This is a genomic window from Microcoleus sp. AT9b-C3, from assembly GCF_036705485.1.
Classification (GTDB): domain Bacteria; phylum Cyanobacteriota; class Cyanobacteriia; order Cyanobacteriales; family Microcoleaceae; genus Microcoleus.
On sequence record NZ_JAUBUR010000001.1, the window covers coordinates 249,397 to 269,742 of the forward strand.

21 protein-coding genes and 1 pseudogene are annotated in these 20,346 nt (G+C 45.1%); 12 read left to right on the forward strand and 10 right to left on the reverse strand.

Annotated elements, in window-relative coordinates; all coding sequences use genetic code 11:
- Positions 1-4: 4 nt before the first annotated feature.
- The 4 genes from QUB77_RS00985 to QUB77_RS01000 all read right to left on the reverse strand — a co-directional run bounded on the left by QUB77_RS00985 (position 5) and on the right by QUB77_RS01000 (position 2,447).
- Positions 5-535, reverse strand: a complete 531-nt coding sequence (locus QUB77_RS00985; protein ID WP_333169670.1) for a type IV pilin-like G/H family protein — start codon at positions 533-535, stop codon at positions 5-7.
- Between the two features lie 106 nt (positions 536-641).
- Complete coding sequence (locus QUB77_RS00990) at positions 642-1,163, reverse strand: type IV pilin-like G/H family protein (RefSeq protein ID WP_333169672.1); 522 nt, start codon at positions 1,161-1,163, stop codon at positions 642-644.
- Between the two features lie 116 nt (positions 1,164-1,279).
- Complete coding sequence (locus QUB77_RS00995; RefSeq protein ID WP_333169673.1) at positions 1,280-1,840, reverse strand: SPFH domain-containing protein; 561 nt, start codon at positions 1,838-1,840, stop codon at positions 1,280-1,282.
- Between the two features lie 61 nt (positions 1,841-1,901).
- Positions 1,902-2,447, reverse strand: coding sequence for an NfeD family protein (locus QUB77_RS01000; RefSeq protein WP_333169676.1), 546 nt, complete (start codon positions 2,445-2,447; stop codon positions 1,902-1,904).
- A 175-nt stretch (positions 2,448-2,622) separates the two neighbouring features.
- Here QUB77_RS01000 and QUB77_RS01005 point away from each other — a divergent pair, with 175 nt between their 5' ends.
- Complete coding sequence (locus QUB77_RS01005; protein ID WP_333169677.1) at positions 2,623-4,383, forward strand: AAA-like domain-containing protein; 1,761 nt, start codon at positions 2,623-2,625, stop codon at positions 4,381-4,383.
- Between the two features lie 7 nt (positions 4,384-4,390).
- Here the strand turns inward: QUB77_RS01005 and QUB77_RS01010 are convergent, their stop codons facing one another.
- A complete protein-coding gene (locus tag QUB77_RS01010; protein WP_333169681.1) occupies positions 4,391-4,951 on the reverse strand; it encodes a Uma2 family endonuclease in 561 nt (186 codons plus the stop codon).
- 302 nt (positions 4,952-5,253) lie between these two features.
- On the opposite strand from QUB77_RS01010, the gene QUB77_RS01015 reads away from it, so the two are divergent.
- The 5 genes and pseudogenes from QUB77_RS01015 to QUB77_RS01035 all read left to right on the forward strand — a co-directional run bounded on the left by QUB77_RS01015 (position 5,254) and on the right by QUB77_RS01035 (position 8,507).
- Positions 5,254-5,847 carry a type IV pilin-like G/H family protein gene (locus tag QUB77_RS01015; protein WP_333169684.1) on the forward strand — a complete coding sequence of 198 codons (594 nt, stop codon included), beginning with the start codon at positions 5,254-5,256 and terminating at the stop codon, positions 5,845-5,847.
- Positions 5,848-5,862: 15 nt separating this feature from the next.
- Complete coding sequence (locus QUB77_RS01020) at positions 5,863-6,630, forward strand: sterol desaturase family protein (RefSeq protein WP_333169687.1); 768 nt, start codon at positions 5,863-5,865, stop codon at positions 6,628-6,630.
- On the forward strand, positions 6,620-6,838 hold the full coding sequence (locus QUB77_RS01025) for a hypothetical protein (protein ID WP_333169690.1): 219 nt from the start codon (positions 6,620-6,622) through the stop codon (positions 6,836-6,838). Before QUB77_RS01020 ends, QUB77_RS01025 begins: the two co-directional genes overlap by 11 nt.
- A gap of 15 nt (positions 6,839-6,853) precedes the next feature.
- A pseudogene (locus QUB77_RS01030) lies at positions 6,854-7,234 on the forward strand (hypothetical protein); the annotation flags it as partial.
- Positions 7,235-7,406: 172 nt separating this feature from the next.
- Positions 7,407-8,507 carry an iron-containing redox enzyme family protein gene (locus QUB77_RS01035; protein WP_333169693.1) on the forward strand — a complete coding sequence of 367 codons (1,101 nt, stop codon included), beginning with the start codon at positions 7,407-7,409 and terminating at the stop codon, positions 8,505-8,507.
- Positions 8,508-8,716: 209 nt separating this feature from the next.
- On the opposite strand, the gene QUB77_RS01040 is transcribed toward QUB77_RS01035, so the two are convergent.
- Entirely contained in the window at positions 8,717-9,436 is a 720-nt protein-coding gene (locus tag QUB77_RS01040) for an SAM-dependent methyltransferase (protein WP_333169696.1), read from the reverse strand.
- Between the two features lie 248 nt (positions 9,437-9,684).
- On the opposite strand from QUB77_RS01040, the gene QUB77_RS01045 reads away from it, so the two are divergent.
- The gene (locus QUB77_RS01045) at positions 9,685-10,317 is read left to right on the forward strand and encodes a hypothetical protein (protein ID WP_333169698.1); all 633 of its coding nucleotides are present in this window, start codon (positions 9,685-9,687) and stop codon (positions 10,315-10,317) included.
- Between the two features lie 222 nt (positions 10,318-10,539).
- Here QUB77_RS01045 and QUB77_RS01050 read toward each other — a convergent pair whose 3' ends face one another.
- Positions 10,540-10,782 carry a ChaB family protein gene (locus QUB77_RS01050; protein ID WP_190662935.1) on the reverse strand — a complete coding sequence of 81 codons (243 nt, stop codon included), beginning with the start codon at positions 10,780-10,782 and terminating at the stop codon, positions 10,540-10,542.
- A gap of 1,154 nt (positions 10,783-11,936) precedes the next feature.
- On the opposite strand from QUB77_RS01050, the gene QUB77_RS01055 reads away from it, so the two are divergent.
- Positions 11,937-12,995: a hypothetical protein gene (locus QUB77_RS01055; RefSeq protein WP_333169699.1), complete on the forward strand. Its 1,059-nt coding sequence runs from the start codon at positions 11,937-11,939 to the stop codon at positions 12,993-12,995.
- Between the two features lie 72 nt (positions 12,996-13,067).
- Positions 13,068-13,862: a DUF4142 domain-containing protein gene (locus QUB77_RS01060; RefSeq protein WP_333169702.1), complete on the forward strand. Its 795-nt coding sequence runs from the start codon at positions 13,068-13,070 to the stop codon at positions 13,860-13,862.
- A gap of 453 nt (positions 13,863-14,315) precedes the next feature.
- Here QUB77_RS01060 and QUB77_RS01065 read toward each other — a convergent pair whose 3' ends face one another.
- Positions 14,316-14,684: a Lin0512 family protein gene (locus QUB77_RS01065; protein WP_333169703.1), complete on the reverse strand. Its 369-nt coding sequence runs from the start codon at positions 14,682-14,684 to the stop codon at positions 14,316-14,318.
- A gap of 290 nt (positions 14,685-14,974) precedes the next feature.
- Here QUB77_RS01065 and QUB77_RS01070 point away from each other — a divergent pair, with 290 nt between their 5' ends.
- Complete coding sequence (locus QUB77_RS01070) at positions 14,975-15,889, forward strand: branched-chain amino acid transaminase (protein WP_333169706.1); 915 nt, start codon at positions 14,975-14,977, stop codon at positions 15,887-15,889.
- A 254-nt stretch (positions 15,890-16,143) separates the two neighbouring features.
- Here the strand turns inward: QUB77_RS01070 and fghA are convergent, their stop codons facing one another.
- Both fghA and QUB77_RS01080 read right to left on the reverse strand, forming a co-directional pair.
- Positions 16,144-16,998, reverse strand: coding sequence for an S-formylglutathione hydrolase (fghA, locus tag QUB77_RS01075; RefSeq protein ID WP_333169707.1), 855 nt, complete (start codon positions 16,996-16,998; stop codon positions 16,144-16,146).
- An 81-nt stretch (positions 16,999-17,079) separates the two neighbouring features.
- Positions 17,080-18,189: an S-(hydroxymethyl)glutathione dehydrogenase/class III alcohol dehydrogenase gene (locus QUB77_RS01080; RefSeq protein WP_333169709.1), complete on the reverse strand. Its 1,110-nt coding sequence runs from the start codon at positions 18,187-18,189 to the stop codon at positions 17,080-17,082.
- A gap of 79 nt (positions 18,190-18,268) precedes the next feature.
- Here QUB77_RS01080 and QUB77_RS01085 point away from each other — a divergent pair, with 79 nt between their 5' ends.
- Both QUB77_RS01085 and fni read left to right on the forward strand, forming a co-directional pair.
- Positions 18,269-18,952 carry an SDR family oxidoreductase gene (locus QUB77_RS01085; RefSeq protein ID WP_333169710.1) on the forward strand — a complete coding sequence of 228 codons (684 nt, stop codon included), beginning with the start codon at positions 18,269-18,271 and terminating at the stop codon, positions 18,950-18,952.
- A gap of 145 nt (positions 18,953-19,097) precedes the next feature.
- Entirely contained in the window at positions 19,098-20,147 is a 1,050-nt protein-coding gene (fni, locus tag QUB77_RS01090) for a type 2 isopentenyl-diphosphate Delta-isomerase (protein ID WP_333169711.1), read from the forward strand.
- Positions 20,148-20,346 lie beyond the last annotated feature (199 nt).

The window sequence follows — 20,346 nt, forward strand, 5'->3', positions numbered from 1 at the left end:
GCCTCTATTGATAACTTTGTCTCAGTTCTATGGTGCCTGTAGCACAAGCAATTTTACCATTTTGATAAGTTGGTTCTGGTGGTTGAATTGTACCAGCAGAATCAGCTCCGCACAATATAGATGTGGTCGTTAGTTTATTTTTAGAAGCATTTGACTCAACTTTTGGAGCAGGAATTACAAAAACCCCACCGACAAAGCTTTTAAGGTCTTTTTGCTTTGAGACTCCATAATTAAATGTTGCTTTTTTTGTGGTGACAAGGGAATATTTGTAATTTTCAGTCTCGGTTTTAATAATGCGAATTTCTAAAGCCTTAACAGAAGTGCTAAAAACACTTTTTTCGGCAAAATAGGCTTGCTGACGTTTGTTGATTAAGCTAATATAATCTCTGGGTTCCCATTGCTTGTTGATCCTAACCCTAACCTGAAAGGATGGCACAACAAATACCCAAGCCAATACTCCCATCACCATTAAACTCACTAAGCATCCACCAACATTCGATGCAAGGCTAGCTGATTTATAATTTTGTTGACTCATTGTTTTGTATCCTCTCTATTCGTTGTAAAAACTTTAGTTCTGCAAATTTCAATTAAATGTCGATTTGATATTGTAATCGACCGTCATTATATTGCATATAGTTAGATTATTGGGGCCATTCTTTTGTGCCTTTACCACAAGCAATTTTACCATTTTCATAGGTGGGTTCCGCTGGTTTAATTATACCGGGAGAATCAGCTTGGCACAATATGGACGTTGTAGTTATTTCCTCTTTAGCAGCATTTGGCTCAAAGTTCTTAGCAGGAACTAGAAAGACACCGCCGACAAAACTTTTTAAGTCTTTTTTATTGGATACTCCATAATTAAATGCTGCTTTCTTAGTGGCACGAATTGAATACTTAAAATTTGTTGTCTCTGTTTTAATGCCAAGTCCTAAAGCATCAACAGAAGTACCAAAAGTATTTTTTTCTATAAATAGGGCTTGCTGTGCGCGGTTCATTGAGCTAACATACTGTTTTGCTTCCAATGTCCTAGTCTTATCTTGCGGGCCAGCAAGAAATGATGGCAGAGCGATCGCGCCAATTACTACAATTCCCATTAAAAGCAATAAGCACCCGCAACCTTTACAAGCTAAGTTGCTAATACTTGATCCTTGATATTTAGTCATGGTATTTTCTCCTTAAATGGTAGATAGAATGCGAATTAAAGTCGGCGAGACAAAGGCTCTGGATCTGCGTTACCAGGCTCGGCCTGGTAACGAGGAAAAGGAGGAAATACTAATCCTTAAGCTCGCAGCTTTTGTACCTCTTTCCGCTCAATTGATGTCGGCTGAACCACTTTACTGCCGATCGCAAAATCGCGCAATTCCACTCTCGTAAACTTCACACCCCAAGGATCAGTCGCTGTATCCAACTCCTCTACTAAAGCATTATTGATTTCATGGCGAGCCGTGTAAAGTTCCTCCAGAGATAATGTCGCAATGTGAGTCCGAATTGAAAGAATCAGCATATTTAACATCGCTTCCTTGAGATTCTGCACTTTGTAGGAAGCTTTTTCTAAGTCAATTATTCGCCAGTAAACAATAAACTCAACGGTGATGGCAAGGCGATCGCGCGTTGTGCATTCTTGCGGTGGCAAGTTTAAAATTTGCTCGCGCAGAGTTTGTTTATAGGCGACTGTTTCGACGAAGGGAATCAAAAAAGTCAAACCAGGTTCGAGTTTTTTGCGATCGTACTTCCCGAAAATTTCAACTAAGGCCTCATCTCCTTGACGGACGATTTTGACGCTGCTGGCTAAGGATACTCCGGTAATTGCAAACAACACCATCAAAAAATACTGATACATAATGAATCTCCTGGTAATTTTAAGCTGTGAACTAAAGAGGAATTGAGGTTGCGGCTAAGGTTTAGCCGTTGATGTGAATTAATCTGTCAGGTACAACAATCAGCGTGTTTCCTTCGCGGCGCAAAACATAAACTTTTTGTCTGGGTGCGATCGCCCCTTGGGAATCTTCATTGCGAGCTTTCCACGAAGCCCCTTCATAAATCACCATTCCGGTTTCTCCGGGGAAAATTTCGGAGATTGTTGTCGCTTCCGTGGCTTCGGGAATCACAAACTTTTTGCGAACAATAAAAATCGGTCGAATCCAGATGCTCAGCGCGAGGGCTATCCCCATCCAGTAGAAGATTTGCCAGTCAAAGTCTTCATACATTATATTTGCCCAACTAAACTGAAATGCTATAGATCCTCTCCACAAAATAAAGGATTCAATTAAAGCAGAAGCTCCCATCATTAGCACGTAAAACCTGTATTTCTGGGGCTGAGTTTTGATGATTAATAACTCGATCGCACTAAGCACAACTCCCAGCAGCAGCCAGAATAGGGGCGGCGTGAAGGCGAAACCTGGTTGATTAGTGGCTGAGGCCAGCGACCAAATTAGGATAGAATACACAATGCTTTTACCTCGTTTTGATGGGATTCAACCTTGTTATTTCTAATCTAATCAGGTGGCTATTTGAGTTGGCGACTGAGTTATTTGAAAAATCATCGACTTTTCATCGACTTTTCATCGACTTTAGGGGCGGTTGGCATTTATGATGGTTTCAGTGTTTTGATTGTGATAAGCAATGCCACGATCGCTAAGGGTGCGCGAAGAGTGCATTCGCGCAGTTAAATCCTGTCTCCTGAGAAATGGCTTTCCCAGTCAGAAAATCCTGGCTGAGGATTTAGGGATGGCGCAATCTACCGTCAGCCATTTTCTGAATGGCAAACCTGTGGATTATGCAAATTTCATCGAAATTTGTCGCGGATTGGGCCAGGAATGGCGCGATATAGCCGATTTTGACGCGAATTCAGAGCCAGAGGAGGTAGTGCTGGTGAGGGCAAAAGTGGCGATCGTCCGATCGACCTCACACAAAACCCTTCCCCAGCAGTTACACCAAGCTTTGAGTGCGGGAGGCCACGAAGTCTTTTTTATTAACAACAGCAGCGACTCAGCCTCATATTTAAAGCGTTGCGATTATTTGCTGTTGCTTATTTCCGAAGAATCGGCCGCTAGCGAAATGATATTGGAACAAGTGCAGCTAGCCAAAGAATTGCACAATTCAACTGCTCATAAACCAGCAATTTTACCGATTTTAGTTGAATTAAATACACCGCTTTCTTTTGATTTACTGAGCTATTTAGCAGGAATTCAGCCCTGGCTGTGGCGCGGTGTTGGCGAGTCATTTAAGTTAATATCACAAATTTTAACCATTATCAAAGAAGGTCGCACATCGTTAACTGCCGACCATGAATTAGCTGTAGAATGGCAAGTAATTACTAGCACCAAACAGTCAATAATTCAACCCCTGCCAGCAGCGCCGCCAGAATTGCCGGGAGGACAAGTTGAACTCACTTCTTGTTTTTATATCGATCGCCCTCCGATCGAATCCCGCTGTTACGAGACGATCGCCCAACCGGGAGCACTGATCCGCATCAAAGCACCCAGACAAATGGGCAAAACTTCCTTGATGGCGAGGATTTTGCATCACGCAGAAGTGCAAGGTTCTCGCACGGTAGCGCTGAGTTTTCAGCTAGCCAATAGGAAAATATTCGCTAATTCAAACACATTTTTGCAGTGGTTTTGTGCTAGCATCGGTCAAGAGTTAGGAATGCTGGAACAGTTGCCAAAGTGTTGGGAATTAGCCGATTTAATTGGCAGCAATCAGTGCTGCAAGGCTTATTTTGAACAGTATTTGCTGTCAGAATCCTCAAAACCTCTGACATTAGGCTTGGATGAAAGCGATCGCCTGTTTGAATCCCCGGAAATTGCAGACGACTTTTTTGGGTTATTGCGAGCTTTACACGAAGAAGCAAAACGGCGAGATATTTGGAAAAAGTTTCGTTTAATTGTGGTGCATTCAACAGAAGTTTATATTCCGCTGGATGTGAATAAATCACCGTTTAATGTAGGTTTACCGATTGAATTACCGGAGTTTAATTCCACGCAAGTGCAAGAGTTAGCAGCGCGACACGGACTGAATTGGGTTGATACAGAAGTTGCCGAATTGATGGCGTTAGTAGGAGGACATCCCTATTTAGTGCGGCTGGCAATGTATCGCATTTCCCGTCAAGATGTGACTTTAAATCAATTGCTGAAATCGGCGACAACGGAGGCAGGGATTTACAGCGATCATTTGCGTCGGCATTTGTGGAATTTAGAAAAATATCCAGAATTAATCGAGGCGATGAGAGAGGTTTCGAGTGTATCAAAGCCAGTCAGATTGAGGCTAGAATTGGCGTTCAAATTAAACAGTATGGGCTTGGTGAAACTGGAGGGCAATTATTGCAGTGCGAGATGCAATTTGTATCAGGAGTATTTTCGCGATCGCCTTGACTGCAAATAATCCCTATTTACCCGATCGCCAAATCCACACTAACTACAAATTCGGGAAAAGCCAGGGGCGAAACTTCGTCGCCCCGCCAAAACATGAGGATTAAACTGTAACCGTTAACCGTTGGCTGGCGGTAAACTTCCAAGCAGTTTTCCTGTAAATTGACAATCCAGACTTCCTGAATTTGCGATCGAGCATAAATAGGAAGTTTCACGTCTCTGTCATAATCTATTGAAGTGTCAGCTACTTCTATTAACAGTAAAACTTCGGATGGGACAGGATGGGCGGTTGAATAGTAATCGGCGCGAGGTTGCAGCAATACTAGATCGGGTTGCGGTTCGGTTCGCTGGCTGACTTGAATGGGGTTTTGTACAGTCACAATCGCCCTTTCTTCTGGAAGCCGGCAAAAGAGTCGGGTAAGGCGGTTAACACAACCTGCGTGACGAGTTCCAATTGCGGCCATTTGAACAAGTTCTCCTTCTATCAATTCTACGTGATCGCCCTCTGAAAGAATACCAGCTTTACCCATCAGATGGTATTCTTCTACGGTGAAAAGTCTTTTGAGCAACTGCACTGCCATAACTTACCGTTCCTCTAATTATTTCTTCGATTATAGTCACACGCCCTATTAAATGCCAGTGATGTCTAAAGTCGATGAGAAGTCGATGAAAAGTCAGTCGAGTTCTCAAATAGCCTGGTGATTTAATAGAGATAGAATAGAAGCAAGGCACAATATGCGAGGTTTGCATACCCCGCCGCACTCAGTGATATATTCAGTTTAACCTCAATGAGGCATTTACCTGAAACCTGAATATTGTCGCGCCTCTCCTCCAATCATTACTCGCTGGACAACTAATCGGCTAACACATTTGAAGAACAATCATGCAGCTTAAGAAAAATCCTCAACTCGATGCACTCGATAAAAAAGCGGAATCTTTAGAAAAAAAGATTCTCGCGGACAAAAAACGTAAATCATGGGTAGAAACTTTACTGAGAATAACTTTTATTTATTTTCCTCTGGCTAGCATAATACTTGTTGCGCTCGCGTTGCCGAATCTGTTCTCTTGTGGCGGCGGCAAAGCGAAGCAGTCAGAAGCTAAACAATATGTTAGGTCAATGAACCGCGCTCAACAAGCTTATTTTGCCGAAAAAGGTGTTTTTGCAACTTCCTTTGATGCCCTCGATCTTGGCATTAAGCCTCAAACAACCAACTACAATTATTCAGTAATTGCTGGTAAAAAAGCTGCCTTTAGTTACGGCGTAGACCGCACGGTACAAAAGGATATTAAGAGCGTTGTCGGAGCTGTTTTTTTAGTACCCACTCCTCTTGCAAATGGTAAGAAAGCTGCCGATACAAGTACGATGCTAACTATATTATGTATCGCCAAATCTGATAGTCCAACTCCACCTGCTGCTCCAATAAATATTAACACTAAATTAGCTTGCGGTGATGGGACAGTAGAAGTGAGTAAGTAAATCGCGAGCAAGATTATGCCAGAAATTGTCAAAGGGTTCATCATCTTAGCTTGCATCTTCATTCCCCTCGAAAGAGTCTTATCCTTGCACAAGCAAAAGATATTCCGTCTCGGATGGGCAACCGATGCCACTTATTTTTTTACAGGTCACTTTATTGGCAGATTAGGCGCTATTGTTGTGGCTGTAATTTTGTCGCTGATAACTAATTTACTCAACCCGGAATTGCAAAGCAAAGTAGCCTCTCAACCTGTATGGTTGCAGTTTGCAGAAGCAGTTATCGTTTCCGATATGGCATATTATTTCGCTCACAGACTACTGCATGAAGTACCCTGGCTTTGGCAATTTCACGCAGTCCATCACAGCATTGAACACATGGATTGGTTAGCAGCAGTGCGGGTGCATCCCTGCGAGCAAATTTTTACTCAGATTTGCAAAATTATGCCTCTTTACTGGTTGGGATTTACTAAGGACAGTTTGGTGGTTTATGCTCTTTATTCGGCGGCGATCGCTTTCTTGATTCATTCTAATCTTAAAGTAAGATTTGGCATTCTAAAATGGTTCGTAGCGACCCCACAATTTCATCACTGGCATCACAGTAAAATTCCCGGAATCAACACCAAAAACTTTGCTGTTCAGTTGCCACTGTTAGATTTGCTATTTGGCACTATGTATATGCCAGCGAAAAAAATGCCTCATAAATATGGAATCTCTGATTCTATGCCTGCTGGATATGTCGGACAAATATTCTTTCCATTTTCTCGGATGATGAAAAATGCTAGATGAAAATGCAAAACCAGGTATTAATCGCTATTCACGCCTTTTGCGAGTAATTATGGGTTTTGGCTTGACGAGTGTTGCTTCTCTGAGTGCAGTTTCCCTATTTCATCACATGGATATCCTAACTTTTATCGCCAGTTTAAATACGAAACAAGTAACTGTCGCTCAATTGCAGCAGGGTGAGTTGAAACCAGTGATTTTGATTGATGTGTGATCGCCCGAAGAATACGCGGAAGACCGCATCGGTGAAAGTCCCCTTGTTCCCATAATTGATATTGAGATGGGGTTCGGTGTCAAGCAGATTCAATCCATTGTAAAAGCTAGGGTTAAATCTGAGCGAACTCAGCCCGTAATTGTACTTTACTGTGCCAGAGGAGGGCGATCGGTTAAAGCATACAAACAGTTGGAAAAATTCGCTCGGTATTCCCAAGAATCGGGAGGAAATGAGACTAATAAGATTAAGGATATTAGCCTGAATGTTGTTGTCCTTTCAGGCGGTATCAAAGCGTGGCGGGAAGCAGTGCCGGCTCCAAAAGATGCCGAGATATTAGCCCCAATTACTTTGCGGAGTTTGATAAAGTCTCCGTCAGTCACCATGCTTTCGGAATGAATCGGGGCAGTTGTGACCAAATAGATTTTGGTCAAATCTCTATCAATAGAAAGGTGTATCCGGCTGACAGATTAGCTATCTTCAAGAAAAGTAGCCATTATCCTCAGCAATCTGTAACGGTTGGCTGTTTGGGCAGGCACCACAATAATTAGAGTTAGCATAACTTTATTCCATGCAAAACACCCTAGAGATACTTCCTTCTTCCGACTCGCCGAGTCTTCCCAAAAAGCAACCCGCACCCCCAAATTACGAAGCAGCTGATCGGCAATTTGTCAATTTGCTAGAAGTCGAGGATTTAGACAAGACGGTGGCGGCAAAACCGTTACTTGTCAGCGATTTTGAAAGCGCGATCGCCTATGCACTTCAAGCAGCTTACCAACAGGAACCGGGCGATGAGGCCGCTCACCGCTTCTTGCAGCGCGTACTTTACCGCATCAACCGCCTCAACTTGTTTTGGTACGACGATTTGCGCCGCTACAATAACGAACGATCGCACTATTTGCGTTCTGTGCGCGATCGCATCGAAGAACCTTCGCAACAGTGGGAAATCGCCCAAATCGACGTTGCAGCGTTGCAAAACATCGAGGATGTCAAGCAAGCTCTGCGCGATCGCGCGGCGGTCGATGTCGATCCAGAACCCACTCCTATCGATCGCTACCTGCGGGAACAGATGACTGAAGAGGGATACAAACACCTGCTGGCGATCGCCTCCTTCGACGGTTTAATTGAATCCAGCCGCGTTTCTCGCATCATCGGCGGTGCCGGCAACGAAATTCAGTCAACCCTGACGCGGGTGCTGATCGAAGAATACGGCGGCGGTCGTCTCCCCCGCAAGCACTCGACCTTTTTTGCTCAAATGCTGGCCGAATTCGGGATGAGTACGGAACCGGAAGCGTACTTCGATTTAGTGCCTTGGCAAGTGCTCGCAAGCATTAATCACAACTTTCTGCTGACGGAACGCAAGCGCCATTTTCTGCGCTACAACGGCGGACTCACTTATTTTGAGGTGGCGGGGCCCGTTGCTTACCGCAATTATCTAGCCGCCGCCCAGCGTTTGGGCCTCTCGCAAGCTGCGATGGGTTATTGGGAACTGCACATCCGAGAAGATGAACGTCACGGCCGCTGGATGTTGGATGAAGTGGCGATCCCGCTGGTTGATAGATACCCGCAGGAGGCTTGGGAATTGGTGTTGGGCTACGATCAGGAGAAGTCGATCGGCGATCGGGCTGGGGCTGCTGTAGTGCGATCGATCCAAGCTGCTGAACGGAATTAACACGTAGATGGGGATTTGCCGTTGGGTGGGGGCGGGTTTATCAAATTATCAATTTTAGACTGAGATTGTTGGTGAACCCGCCCCTACAAATAGATGGGGATTTGCCGTTGGGTAGGGGCGGGTTCACAGACAATAATTGCCGCTCAATCCACAATCTAATAAACCCGCCCCCACCGATAAAACAACCTCCGATCGAGCCGTGCTGTATTTTAAAAAGCTGTCATTAACTGAATGAGCTCGATCGACAAATCTCTTTGCGACTTTTGGTGCTTCTTAAACAAAACTCCAGCCAGCAGATAGATGTTTTCCGTATAAAAAGCCATTCCCTGTTCTCTGAGAGTGGCGATCGCGCTTTTCACTTTGGGTTCCGAACTATAATAGCCAAAAGTTAAAGGTGCAATTTCAAAATTCGCAACCGAGTAGCCTCGATCCAAGGCATAATCGATCAAACCCACAGGATTAGAATAGCTAGAAACCATCAGCAAAACTTCATCGCAGCCCAAAGATAAAAGTTTCTTAGCAATTGTCGAACCATCACTCCCGCCGTGCAACAGCGGCTGGTAAATTTTATCATCCACCGCAGGCAAGTAAGGCGGATTTGAGATGACACAATCCGCCGACTCGTATAAAGGCGAATCAAAAAAAGAGCAATTGTTGACCGTGTATTTTTCGATCAGTTGATATTCCTTAATTTGAGACTGAGCAATTTTCCAAGCTACATTATTTAGCTCAAATCCCTGTATTGTCCCATCAAAATCACTTCTCAGCAAAGACTTAATAACGGGACTTCCCTCTCCTGAACCAAACTCTACGATAAGTCGAGAATTGTCACTAGCATTTAACACTAAACTTTCCAAACAGTGCGAGTAAAAATCCGATTCTTCCGGGCAGTGGAATACCTGTTTCAGAGGATGGGATGAAGTGAGCATAAATTCTGTAACAAAGTTGACTATTTTAAAAATATCGAATAAGTAATATCCCAGCCATCTGTCGCAAGAGCTATTTTATCAAACTCTGCAATCTCTCTCTTCCTGTTTTATCTCGTGCGAGCAAATAAATATTACTGCAGACAGATTATCAAATTAACTAGATTAATCCGATTGACAGATTGCAATTATAGCGATTGCTGATGAGATAGTACCTAAGCAAATAATTGTAAGTTTTAATATTGTCAGATATGACCTTTTTTAATTATTCTGTTCCGCCTCTGCGCCGGAAACAGCTTAACATTGAGGTTCAGGATTTAGAAGGGCTTTGGCAGGTTCAGTTGCCCCTGGGCAAAGATCGACTTTATTCACAATTTTATACTTGTCTCGATCGAACTTGCTTGCTTTGGAGCTTGCTGTTAATACCCATGTTCGGCACAGCACAATTTTTTTCTGTGAGTTGGATGCTGCAAGCTGGTTTGTGGTCAGCCCTCAGCCTCGTAGGTACAGCAGCAATGGTAAGCATGACATACTCTTGGGTCAAAATAGAACGCCTGATTTGGGTGCTTTACGGTTGGGTAATACTAATGTTATTAGGATTGTTGCTGACCGATTTAGCAATTTTTCTCAGTTGGGGAAAACTGTTGGCGAATCTCTGTCCCCTGTGGTTGGGAATGAGCGCAATAGGGTATTTGGGGACTGGATTGGCAGTGCGATCGCGCGCGCTTTTAGCAGCAAGTTTATTTCACCTCTTGGGGATTTTGATTTTGCCTTTCACGGGCAGTTGGTCTTTCCTCTTTACGGGAACCCTAATGATATTTAGCTTGCTCGTTTTAGCCGAATTGCAATGGGATATGGGCCAGCCTATTAACAGGCTGCATTAACGGGTGTACCGCCGCGATTCCCACAGCTATCAACCTCAAGCATTAACCACAACTGATGAGTACATTGCTAATGACTGATGATATCATGCCCGCTAGAATAACGTCACTGCCATTGGTTGGTAGTGAGGACTCTTGGTTTTCCTCAAAATTTGAGGATGAAGTCCTCACTAAACAACGGATAGGGGTTATGTTAGCGGACACGATATTACTGATGGCTGATAACTAATTGCCACCAGACTGTACAGATTTGCGGGTTTGGTTAGTATCGTCGCCCTTGTGATGCCACGTGCCACCTTCGCCTTGAACGTATTCAGATTTTACGCTGTTCCAAGCAACGCTAGTAGCACCATCGGCGCTCATTCCATCTTCACTAGCGCTCTTAAAAGCCGCCTGAAAAATTTGTTTCGCTCCTTGGGGGAGTTCTTGTGCTTCTGAAGGTAAGGTATCAAATTGTTGTTCTGGCATAATGACCTCTAATTATTAAACACAAATTAAATCTTATATACTAGAACCCACTCCTTTCCTCTCTCTAAAAGCAAGTTTTAAACCGCATTTTTTTCATACCGAAGACAGATGTAATATTAAAATTTTTGGGAACTGTTTAGGCAATTGACTTGCCGTTGCGGGTTCAGCCGGGTTGGGGTAATTTCTTTTCTGAAACAGTCATTAATCTGATTTCGGCTTTTTCACTTGCGAATTTAGAAAAAGCGATGAACATGAGATAGCCTATTCTGGCAATAATTCGATACAGCATACTTGATGTCTGCTTGTGAAATGTGTTAGGAAATAAGCGCTATCTGGCATAGTTTTGGCTTTACTATATCAGAGTTTAGCCGATCGCACTCTCAAGCAATTCTGACGAGGGCGCCGTCGCTGGTTAATGTAATCTCATGCGGGTTGGACTTGGATAGCCCTCAGTTCGCCTTCCTATTTTAGGCTAGTCAAAATCCAGTCCAAAGCCCTGCTGTTGCGCGGTCGCAGGTGGTTTGGCGAATCAAAACGGTCGATCGGGCGTTTTGAGATAATTTAGTTTCCTGAAAAAGTTTAAGCGGTATTCTGCCAGCGCCCAAATTGCCAGCAGCAAGTTAAAGAAAAATAGCGCTCAAAAAAAATTTAAACTAACTCATCTGGCGGAGTGATCTGCCAAAATTGACGGTGAGAAAATCAAGAATTTCTGTCTCAAATCACCAGCCGCCGGAGAAAATTTATAGGAAGAACCGCGCGCTTGTCTCAGAAACCCGGTTGATGCGTATATCTCTCGTTACTCAACCCAAAATTCTTCAGATCAACCAGCTTTTTATCCCCCGTACACAAATTTTAATTTAGCTAGTCGGCCGCGCCATCAAATATCATCCACCACCTGAAATAAAACGGCATTCTGCCAAATATTCCTAAAGATGAATGGCGAAATAGAAGCATACGTAATAGCTTATAAACTGTTAACGCGGCGGTGTAATTACTCAGGTAAAAATAATCGACGGAACGGGACTAAATTTGCTCCCTTACCTTCATTATTCCGCAGCGAAGGTTAGAAAATTTGCACGTTACGCTGTCAATTTGACCCTGCGGTTTTGGCATCACAAGCGATCGCAAGACTATACGTAAAAGCAAGCATTACCATGAAATCTTCTAAATTGTTGAAAGCTGTTTTAGCCAGCGCTTGTACTTTAGGTTTAGCAACGGTTTCCTTCGCAGTGCCTGCTTCTGCCCAGTCGGGCGGTGCTGGAGGCGGTGCAGGCGGCGGTGCAGGCGGCGGTGCAGGCGGTAGCGTCGGCAGTGGCACAAGCGGTACGACTGGCACAAGCGGTACAACTGGCACGGGCGGTACGACAGGCACGGGTACAAGCGGTACAACCGGTACGACTGATACCACTGGTACAAGCGGTACAACCGGTACGACTGGCACTGGTACAAGCGGTACAACCGATACGACTGGCACTGGTACAAGCGGTACAAGCGGTACGACAGGCACGGGTACAAGCGGTACAAGCGGTACGACAGGCACGGGTACAACCGGTACAACCGGTACGACTGGCACTGGTACAAGCGGTACAACCGGTACGACTGATACCACTGGTACAAGCGGTACAACCGGTACGACTGATACCACTGGCACAAGCGGTACAACCGATACCACAGGCACTGGCACAACCGGTACAACCGATACCACAGGCACTGGTACAAGCGGTACAACCGATACCACGGGCACTGGTACAACCGATACAACCGGCACTGGTACAACCGATACAACCGGCACGGGTACGACCGATACAACCGGCACCGGCACAACGGGTACAACCGGTACAACCGGCACCGGCACAACGGGTACAACCGATACAACCGATACCACAGGCACTGGCACAACCGGTACGACAGGCACTGGCACAACCGGTACAACCGATACGACAGGCACTGGCACAACCGGTACAACGGGTACGACAGGCACGGGTACAACCGGTACAACGGGTACGACAGGCACGGGTATAACGGGTACGACTGGCACGGGTACAACGGGTACAACCGGTACAACCGATACCACATCGACGCCGGCTGATACTAATTCTGGAGTTTTGAGTGCTCGGCGCGATAGCCCCAACAATTTCGGGTGGCTGGGTGCTTTGGGCGCATTTGGTTTGATCAACTTGTTTCGGAAAGGCAGTACACCATCCCATCGGTAGTTTCGGGCGATTCCCTACGGGATAGCTTCGCACGCGCGTACTTTTGAAAACAACTTAGAGGCTTAGAAATTCATGACTTCACTCAATCGCAAAAGTTTGTTCAAAAAATTGGTAACAGTTGCCGGAATTGCCGGCGTTAGTTCCTTGATAGCTGTGCCGGGATTTGCAGAATTAAACCGCCAGACTCACGGCTTCAACCAGTCGGGCGATCGAGTTTTTGAGCTTGCTGATAGCGACTTAAACGATCCTAATTCTCCGGGACCTTCTGTTACAGATCCTAACAACAACAATCCTGGCGGTTCTCCCAACACTCCAAATACCCCCACCAACAACACTCCCGGCCGTTCTCCAAATAGCCCCATCAACAACACTCCCAGCCGTTCCCCCAACACTCCCACAGGTGGCGAAACTTCGCCTAATTCTCTCAGCAGCCAAGACAGAAACTTTGTCATGCAAGCAGGTCAAATTGGTATGCTGGAAGTGGAACTCGGCAGATTGGCAGTGCAGCGCGGTTCTAGTCCAGGTGTGAAACAATACGGGCAAGAAATGGTTGAGGAACACACCCAGGCTAATCAAGAACTGATGCAGGTAGCAATGCAAAAAGGCGTAAAACTGCCAACCGGAATGAGCAGCCAGAACACAGCTTTGATGGAGCGACTTTCGGGACTCTCCGGTACAAGTTTTGACACTGCTTACAAGCAGGCTATGATCGAGAGCCACAATCAGGCTATTGCTTTGTTTCAGGCTCAATCTCAACAGGGACAAGATGCCGACTTGAAGGCTTGGGCCACCCAGAAGTTGCCGAACCTTCAGGCGCACTTGCAAATGGTTAACCAAATGTTGGCAGATACCAGCCAGCCCAAATAGGAGGTAGAGGAGGTAGAGTGCGATCGCCTAAAACCCGATCGGACTCTACCTCTTGTGCTCGGAGAGGGAACACTAATAAATTCTTTTAAACACTATAATTTTTGAGAACAATGGAAGATTTTCTCCGCAGTTTGTTGGGCAGCAATATTACAGCGACGTGGCTGTTATTAATCGTAGGGTTTTGCTGGATTGCTTACATACCCGGTCGCCTGAACAATTAAAAATTATCCATTAAAACTTCAAAATTAATTAGGTAGGCGCAAATAAACCTTACCGTTGAACAGACTAAGTTATCGCGTGCCTCAGATTTTCTACGATATTTCAGGCCATATCTCCGGGACACCTTACAAATTAGTCTAAATTAATCATTTTTTAACAGACAGGCGTTCGATCGCCCGATCGCCCAAACAAGCAAGTGCGATCGGGCGATTTATTCAAACTACACAAAATTAATTAGCCCTCAGTTTCCACAAAAACACTCACAGCCGCCACAGCGATTAGCATTTCGTCATTTTTATCATTCAGAGAGGCGATCGCCCTTCCTGCCACAATCATGCCTCCTTGCTCCACAATCAGAGTTTTGCTGCCAAAAGGCAGCACCGCCAACACCTCCTGTTCCCGCACTTGTTCCGGGTAAGGAACAGCCACCTTTACCTCAACAATCATCTGATTGGGGTCAGTCAAACCCGCCACTTCCCAAACGCCTAGGAGAGCATTATGGGCGATCGCATTCCGTACAGCCCTTGCACAGGCTACAGTCGGTTCCTGCCCGTGCTGGTCTACCCCCATCCCCATTTCGATGATGAAACATTTACGTGCCATAGTTGCCCCTTGGTGGATTTTTGTTTGTAGTCGTTAGCGAAGCCCTCGAAGAGGAGCGCACTCTTTCCCCAAACAATTATCAACCTAATAGACGGCTTTTGATATTATTTTATCAATCGATATCACAACAAAAGAATAATACCAGTCTAAAAAAATCCAACTGTAAGCAAGCTTCAAACCCTTATCAAATCAGCCATTTTCAATTTCAAATCTCAAATGGTATAACTTATGGTAATATAACCAAATTCAGCTTTCCTAGCGGACTGCCCAACTCATCGCCAGCTTGAATCATGGATAGTTTTCTACCAATTGCCTACTTTCAAAACCAATTTCTCCCTTTTACCGACGCCAAAATTTCCATAGCCACCCACGCACTGCACTACGGAACCGGAGTCTTAGGCGGGTTGCGGGGAATACCCGACCCCCAAAATGCCGATCGAATATTGCTATTTAGATTAGACCGCCACTGTCAAAGATTAAGTCAAAGTGCCAGCTTCCTTCACTGCGATTTACCAGCCAGCAAAATCCAACAAATAATCATTGATTTTGTCCAGAAAAACCAACCAACAAAATCATTTTATATCCGCCCTTTTATCTACACATCAAGTTTAGGAATTGCCCCGCGACTCCACAACGTAGAAACAGACTTTTTTGTCTACGGATTAGAACTATCAGACTATTTGCCCAAAGAAGGAGTCAACTGTAGAATTAGCTCTTGGTACCGCCAAGAAGACCGCAGTTTGCCTTTAAGAGGTAAAATTAGCGGCGCCTACATTACCTCAGCTTTAGCTAAAACAGAAGCAGTACAATCCGGCTTCGACGAAGCAATTATGATGAATACTCAGGGAAAAGTCAGCGAAGCTTCAGGGATGAACATATTTGTCGCCAGAAACGGTAAATTAGTTACTCCAGGTTTCGAGCAAGATATTCTCGAAGGAATTACCAGAGACAGCGTTATAACTATCGCTAGAGACTTAGGAATTGAAGTCACTGAAAGACCAGTTGATAAATCAGAATTGTTTATTGCAGACGAGATTTTCCTCTGCGGAACCGCAGCAAAAATTACCCCAATTAAGCGAGTGGAAAACTATCACTTGCCCAAAAATCGACCCATCACCGAAAAGATTTTGGACAAACTGACGGAGATTATCGAAAATCGCGACAGCAATTATAAAGAATGGGTATTTCCGATTAATCTTAATTAACCGAAAATACCTGTGCTCGTAGAAGCGAACTTACTCAGATTGTAGGGTGCGCAGTGCGCACCTTACCCCATACATAGTGCAAAAATACTCGTTTGTATCATTCGGCTGTAACTGAAATGTTGCACCATTTTCAATAAGCCTTTTATGGGAGTACAGGATGCCCACCCACAACAAATTCACTTTTTGTGGAACAGGCCGGAAAGCCTGTTATTGAGAATGGCGAAGATGTAAGATGTAACCGGATTTGATATTACTTACCCGCACAAAACAGCCGCGTGATGCCGAATGTGCTCCTCCATAAAACTAGCTATAAAATAATAGCTGTGATCGTAACCTTCCTGCATCCTTAAAGTTAGCGGCTGTCCCGCTTTTGCACAAGCTTCCGCGAACACTTCCGGCAACAACTGCCCGTCAGCCAGATACGAATCAGCAGTGCCGCAGTCAATCAGAATCGGACGGTTGTATTGCGCCTCAAGTACCAATTCGCTAGCATCCCAAGCATTCCACATCTCTTTGTCGCCACCGAGGTAGTGTCCGAATATTTTTTGTCCCCAAGGGCAGCGCATTGGCGCGGAAATAGGCGCAAAAGCGGAAACTGAAAGATAGCGATATTCATTTTTCAAAGCGCAAATTAAAGCCCCGTGTCCGCCCATCGAATGACCGAAAATTCCCTGTTTTTCCGGTATCGCTGGAAAATTTTCGGCGATTAAATTCGGCAATTCATCAACCACATAACTGTACATTTGATAGTGAGAATTCCAAGGTGCGGCTGTCGCATCAACATAAAAACCGGCACCACTTCCTAAATCCCAATCGTCATCTTCGCCAGGAATTCCAGTATTGCGCGGGCTAGTGTCTGGTGCTACCAGCATTAACCCGTATTTTGCCGCAAATTGTTGCGCCCCCGCTTTTGCCATAAAGTTCTCTTCCGTGCAGGTTAAACCTGATAGAAAATACAAAACTGGTACGGGTTGAGATAAAGCTTGTGGCGGCTGATAAACAGCGAATTTCATCTCGCTGTTGCAGCTTGAGGATTGATGGCTGTAAAAGCCGAGTTTACCACCGAAACTTTTATATTCTTTGTGCAGTTTTAGGGATTCAGAGAGCATAATTGGGAATTGGGGATTAAGCTTTGTTCTATCCGTCACATCCGTTACAAAATCCGTTGCCGAACTTCTTCCTTCACAAACTCAAAAGGTCAATACTGTGCGAATTACTTCGCCTTTGTGCATTAAATCAAAAGCTTCATTGATTTTGTCTATCGGCATTACCTGAGATACCAAACTATCAATATCAATTTTACCGTCCATGTACCAATCAACAATTTTAGGAACATCAGTTCTGCCTTTTGCGCCGCCAAAAGCCGTCCCTTTCCAAACCCTACCAGTTACTAGCTGAAACGGGCGGGTACTAATTTCTTGACCGGCTCCCGCTACCCCAACAATTACGCTCACACCCCAACCTTTGTGGCAGCATTCTAAAGCTTGGCGCATCACATTAATGTTGCCGATACATTCAAAACTGTAATCAGCTCCACCTTTGGTTAAATCTACTAAATAAGGCACTAAATCACCTTCCACTTCGCGGGGATTGACAAAGTGAGTCATGCCGAATTTTTCCGCCATCTCTCGCTTGTCTGGATTCAAGTCTACGCCGACAATCATGTTAGCTCCCACCATACGAGCTGCTTGAATTACATTCAAACCCACGCCGCCTAAACCGAAAACTACCACATTAGAACCAGGCTCTACTTTCGCAGTATTAATGACAGCGCCGATGCCAGTTGTTACGCCGCAGCCGATTAAACAAACTTTATCAAAAGGAGCATCTTCGCGAATTTTTGCTACTGCAATTTCCGGCAATACTGTATAATTAGCAAAGGTAGAAGTTCCCATGTAATGGTAAAGTTTCTGCCCGTCTATGGAAAACCTGCTCGTGCCGTCGGGCATCACTCCCTGGCCTTGAGTCACGCGAATTGCTTGACAGAGATTGGTTTTTTTGCTCAAACAATATTCGCAGTTGCGGCATTCAGGAATGTAGAGAGGAATTACCCGATCGCCCACTTTGACACTCGTGACTCCCGGCCCAACTTCTGCGACAATTCCGGCTCCCTCGTGGCCTAAGATAGCAGGAAACAAACCTTCAGGATCGGCACCGGAAAGAGTGTAAGCGTCAGTGTGACAAACACCCGTGGCTTTAATTTCCACCAGCACCTCTCCAGCCCGCGGCCCATCTAGATCAACCGTTTCAATGCTCAAAGGTTTGCCGGCACTGCGAGCAACTGCTGCTTTTACTTTCATGCTTTCTCCCTGCGCTCAATTTGTCAATTCACCTGTCAATATGTATTGTATTACTTAATGTCAAACTTGGAGCAAATCTATGACAAAATTAATTGTAATTACCGGAGTCAGTCGCGGTCTCGGTCTTGCCATGACCGAAAAGTTTATTGAATTGGGACATACAGTTGTGGGATGCGCCCGTTCTTCAGAAGCCGTGGAAAAACTCAACCAAAAATATAGTGTACCCCACCATTTTACTTGTTTGGATGTCACCAACGACGAGCAAGTAAAAGCTTGGGCAACCGAAATCCTGGCAAAAAATGAGTCGCCAAATTTGCTAATTAATAATGCAGGTATAGCTAATCATCTCGCGCCTCTTTGGAGGGTCAGCAACGAAGAATTTTCCCAGGTAATTGATGTTAATATTAAAGGTACGGCTAATGTAATTCGTCACTTTGTCCCGGCAATGATTGCTCGAGAAAGCGGCATAATTGTCAACTTTAGTTCGGGTTGGGGAAGGTCAACTTCGCCGGAAGTCGCGCCCTATTGCGCTTCCAAGTGGGCAATAGAAGGACTTACACGCTCGCTCGCTCAAGAATTGCCCGCAGGTATGGCAGCAGTTCCTTTGAATCCGGGGATCATTCACACGGATATGCTGGAAATTTGTTTCGGAGAAGAAGCGGCAAGTTACACATCAGTCAAAGCATGGGTGCAAAAAGCAGTTCCTTTTTTACTCAAGTTAAAACCTTCAGATAACGGAATGCCGCTAACTGTTCCTGGATAATACAGCAACCCTGGCAGGATTTACGCACATCTCTCTTTTCTTCTCCTCAGGGCCCTCTGCGCTCTCTGCGGTTCCTAAAAAAATCTCAAAAATGAAATAAAATTGCTATATTCCCAACTCAAAACTCTTTCCCCAAATAGCAACTGTGAACTTGCCGCTAACCTCCCCCTCGCAAACCGAAACCCGCAAAGCAGACCACCTGCGGATTTGCCTCGAAGAAGACGTACAATTTCGCGAAACTACCAGCGGCCTAGAACGCTACCGTTTTGAACACTGCTGTTTGCCAGAACTCGATCGCACTGAAATTGATTTAACCTCCACATTTCTCGGCAAAAAACTAGCCGTTCCCCTGCTAATTTCCTCAATGACTGGCGGCACAGAATTAGCCCAGACAATCAATTATCGCCTCGCCGATGTCGCTCAAGAATACAAACTGGCAATGGGAGTCGGTTCCCAGCGAATTGTTGTAGAAAATCCTCAACTCGCTCCTACATTTGCAGTCCGGCGGCGGGCTCCAGATATTCTGCTATTTGCCAATATCGGAGCGGTTCAATTAAACTACAATTACGGTTTGGAAGAGTGCCAAAAAATTGTTGAAATTTTAGAAGCAGACGCATTAATTTTGCACCTAAATCCGCTGCAAGAGTGCGTTCAAACCGAAGGTGATACTAACTTTAAAGGACTGCTAGATAAAATTGCCAAATTGTGCGATAAATTACCAGTACCAGTTATTGCGAAAGAAGTCGGCAACGGTATTTCAGGAAAAATGGCAAAGAAATTGCTCGCCGCTGGGGTAGGTGCGATCGACATTGCCGGGGCCGGAGGCACTTCTTGGGCGAAAATAGAAGGAGAACGAGCTAAAGATGGCAAGCAGCGCAGGTTGGGCGCAACCTTTGCCGACTGGGGAATACCGACAGCCGAGTGCATTGTCAGCACCCGCGCGGTAGCGCCGGATGTTCCTCTGATTGCCTCTGGAGGCTTGCAGAATGGGTTGGATGCAGCGAAGGCTATCGCTCTTGGCGCGGATATTGCGGGACTGGCGCGGCCGTTTCTGCAAGCTGCAGCGGAATCGGAATCAGCCGCAGCCCTCCTCGCTGAGGTCTTAATTGCAGAAATCGCTACCGTGATGTTCTGTACGGGCTGCGCTAATTTGGATGAGTTAAAACATTCTGGGGTTTTGGAAAGGTTAAGATAAAAGAGAGTCAGCAGTCAAAAGTCATTAGTCAGCAGTCAAAAGTCATTAGCTAATAACTAACGACAGCGGATAATTGCTTAGTCCTAGTTGCAGGAATTACCCATAATATCGTTTCCGCTGGCATCAGAATAATATTTTTCCGAGTGCAGTGCGAGCGACCAGCTCCCACGCTCGGTATTATTCCGCTATCACCGGATTT

What these genes read in the sequence shown, in the direction of transcription:
- QUB77_RS00985 (WP_333169670.1), bottom strand. Translation starts at nt 535, where the DNA reads ATGAGTCAACAAAATTATAAATCAGCTAGCCTTGCATCGAATGTTGGT.
- QUB77_RS00990 (WP_333169672.1), bottom strand. Translation starts at nt 1,163, where the DNA reads ATGACTAAATATCAAGGATCAAGTATTAGCAACTTAGCTTGTAAAGGT.
- QUB77_RS00995 (WP_333169673.1), bottom strand. Translation starts at nt 1,840, where the DNA reads ATGTATCAGTATTTTTTGATGGTGTTGTTTGCAATTACCGGAGTATCC.
- QUB77_RS01005 (WP_333169677.1), top strand. Translation starts at nt 2,623, where the DNA reads ATGCCACGATCGCTAAGGGTGCGCGAAGAGTGCATTCGCGCAGTTAAA.
- QUB77_RS01010 (WP_333169681.1), bottom strand. Translation starts at nt 4,951, where the DNA reads ATGGCAGTGCAGTTGCTCAAAAGACTTTTCACCGTAGAAGAATACCAT.
- QUB77_RS01015 (WP_333169684.1), top strand. Translation starts at nt 5,254, where the DNA reads ATGCAGCTTAAGAAAAATCCTCAACTCGATGCACTCGATAAAAAAGCG.
- QUB77_RS01020 (WP_333169687.1), top strand. Translation starts at nt 5,863, where the DNA reads ATGCCAGAAATTGTCAAAGGGTTCATCATCTTAGCTTGCATCTTCATT.
- QUB77_RS01025 (WP_333169690.1), top strand. Translation starts at nt 6,620, where the DNA reads ATGCTAGATGAAAATGCAAAACCAGGTATTAATCGCTATTCACGCCTT.
- QUB77_RS01035 (WP_333169693.1), top strand. Translation starts at nt 7,407, where the DNA reads ATGCAAAACACCCTAGAGATACTTCCTTCTTCCGACTCGCCGAGTCTT.
- QUB77_RS01040 (WP_333169696.1), bottom strand. Translation starts at nt 9,436, where the DNA reads ATGCTCACTTCATCCCATCCTCTGAAACAGGTATTCCACTGCCCGGAA.
- QUB77_RS01045 (WP_333169698.1), top strand. Translation starts at nt 9,685, where the DNA reads ATGACCTTTTTTAATTATTCTGTTCCGCCTCTGCGCCGGAAACAGCTT.
- QUB77_RS01050 (WP_190662935.1), bottom strand. Translation starts at nt 10,782, where the DNA reads ATGCCAGAACAACAATTTGATACCTTACCTTCAGAAGCACAAGAACTC.
- QUB77_RS01055 (WP_333169699.1), top strand. Translation starts at nt 11,937, where the DNA reads ATGAAATCTTCTAAATTGTTGAAAGCTGTTTTAGCCAGCGCTTGTACT.
- QUB77_RS01060 (WP_333169702.1), top strand. Translation starts at nt 13,068, where the DNA reads ATGACTTCACTCAATCGCAAAAGTTTGTTCAAAAAATTGGTAACAGTT.
- QUB77_RS01065 (WP_333169703.1), bottom strand. Translation starts at nt 14,684, where the DNA reads ATGGCACGTAAATGTTTCATCATCGAAATGGGGATGGGGGTAGACCAG.
- QUB77_RS01070 (WP_333169706.1), top strand. Translation starts at nt 14,975, where the DNA reads ATGGATAGTTTTCTACCAATTGCCTACTTTCAAAACCAATTTCTCCCT.
- fghA (WP_333169707.1), bottom strand. Translation starts at nt 16,998, where the DNA reads ATGCTCTCTGAATCCCTAAAACTGCACAAAGAATATAAAAGTTTCGGT.
- QUB77_RS01080 (WP_333169709.1), bottom strand. Translation starts at nt 18,189, where the DNA reads ATGAAAGTAAAAGCAGCAGTTGCTCGCAGTGCCGGCAAACCTTTGAGC.
- QUB77_RS01085 (WP_333169710.1), top strand. Translation starts at nt 18,269, where the DNA reads ATGACAAAATTAATTGTAATTACCGGAGTCAGTCGCGGTCTCGGTCTT.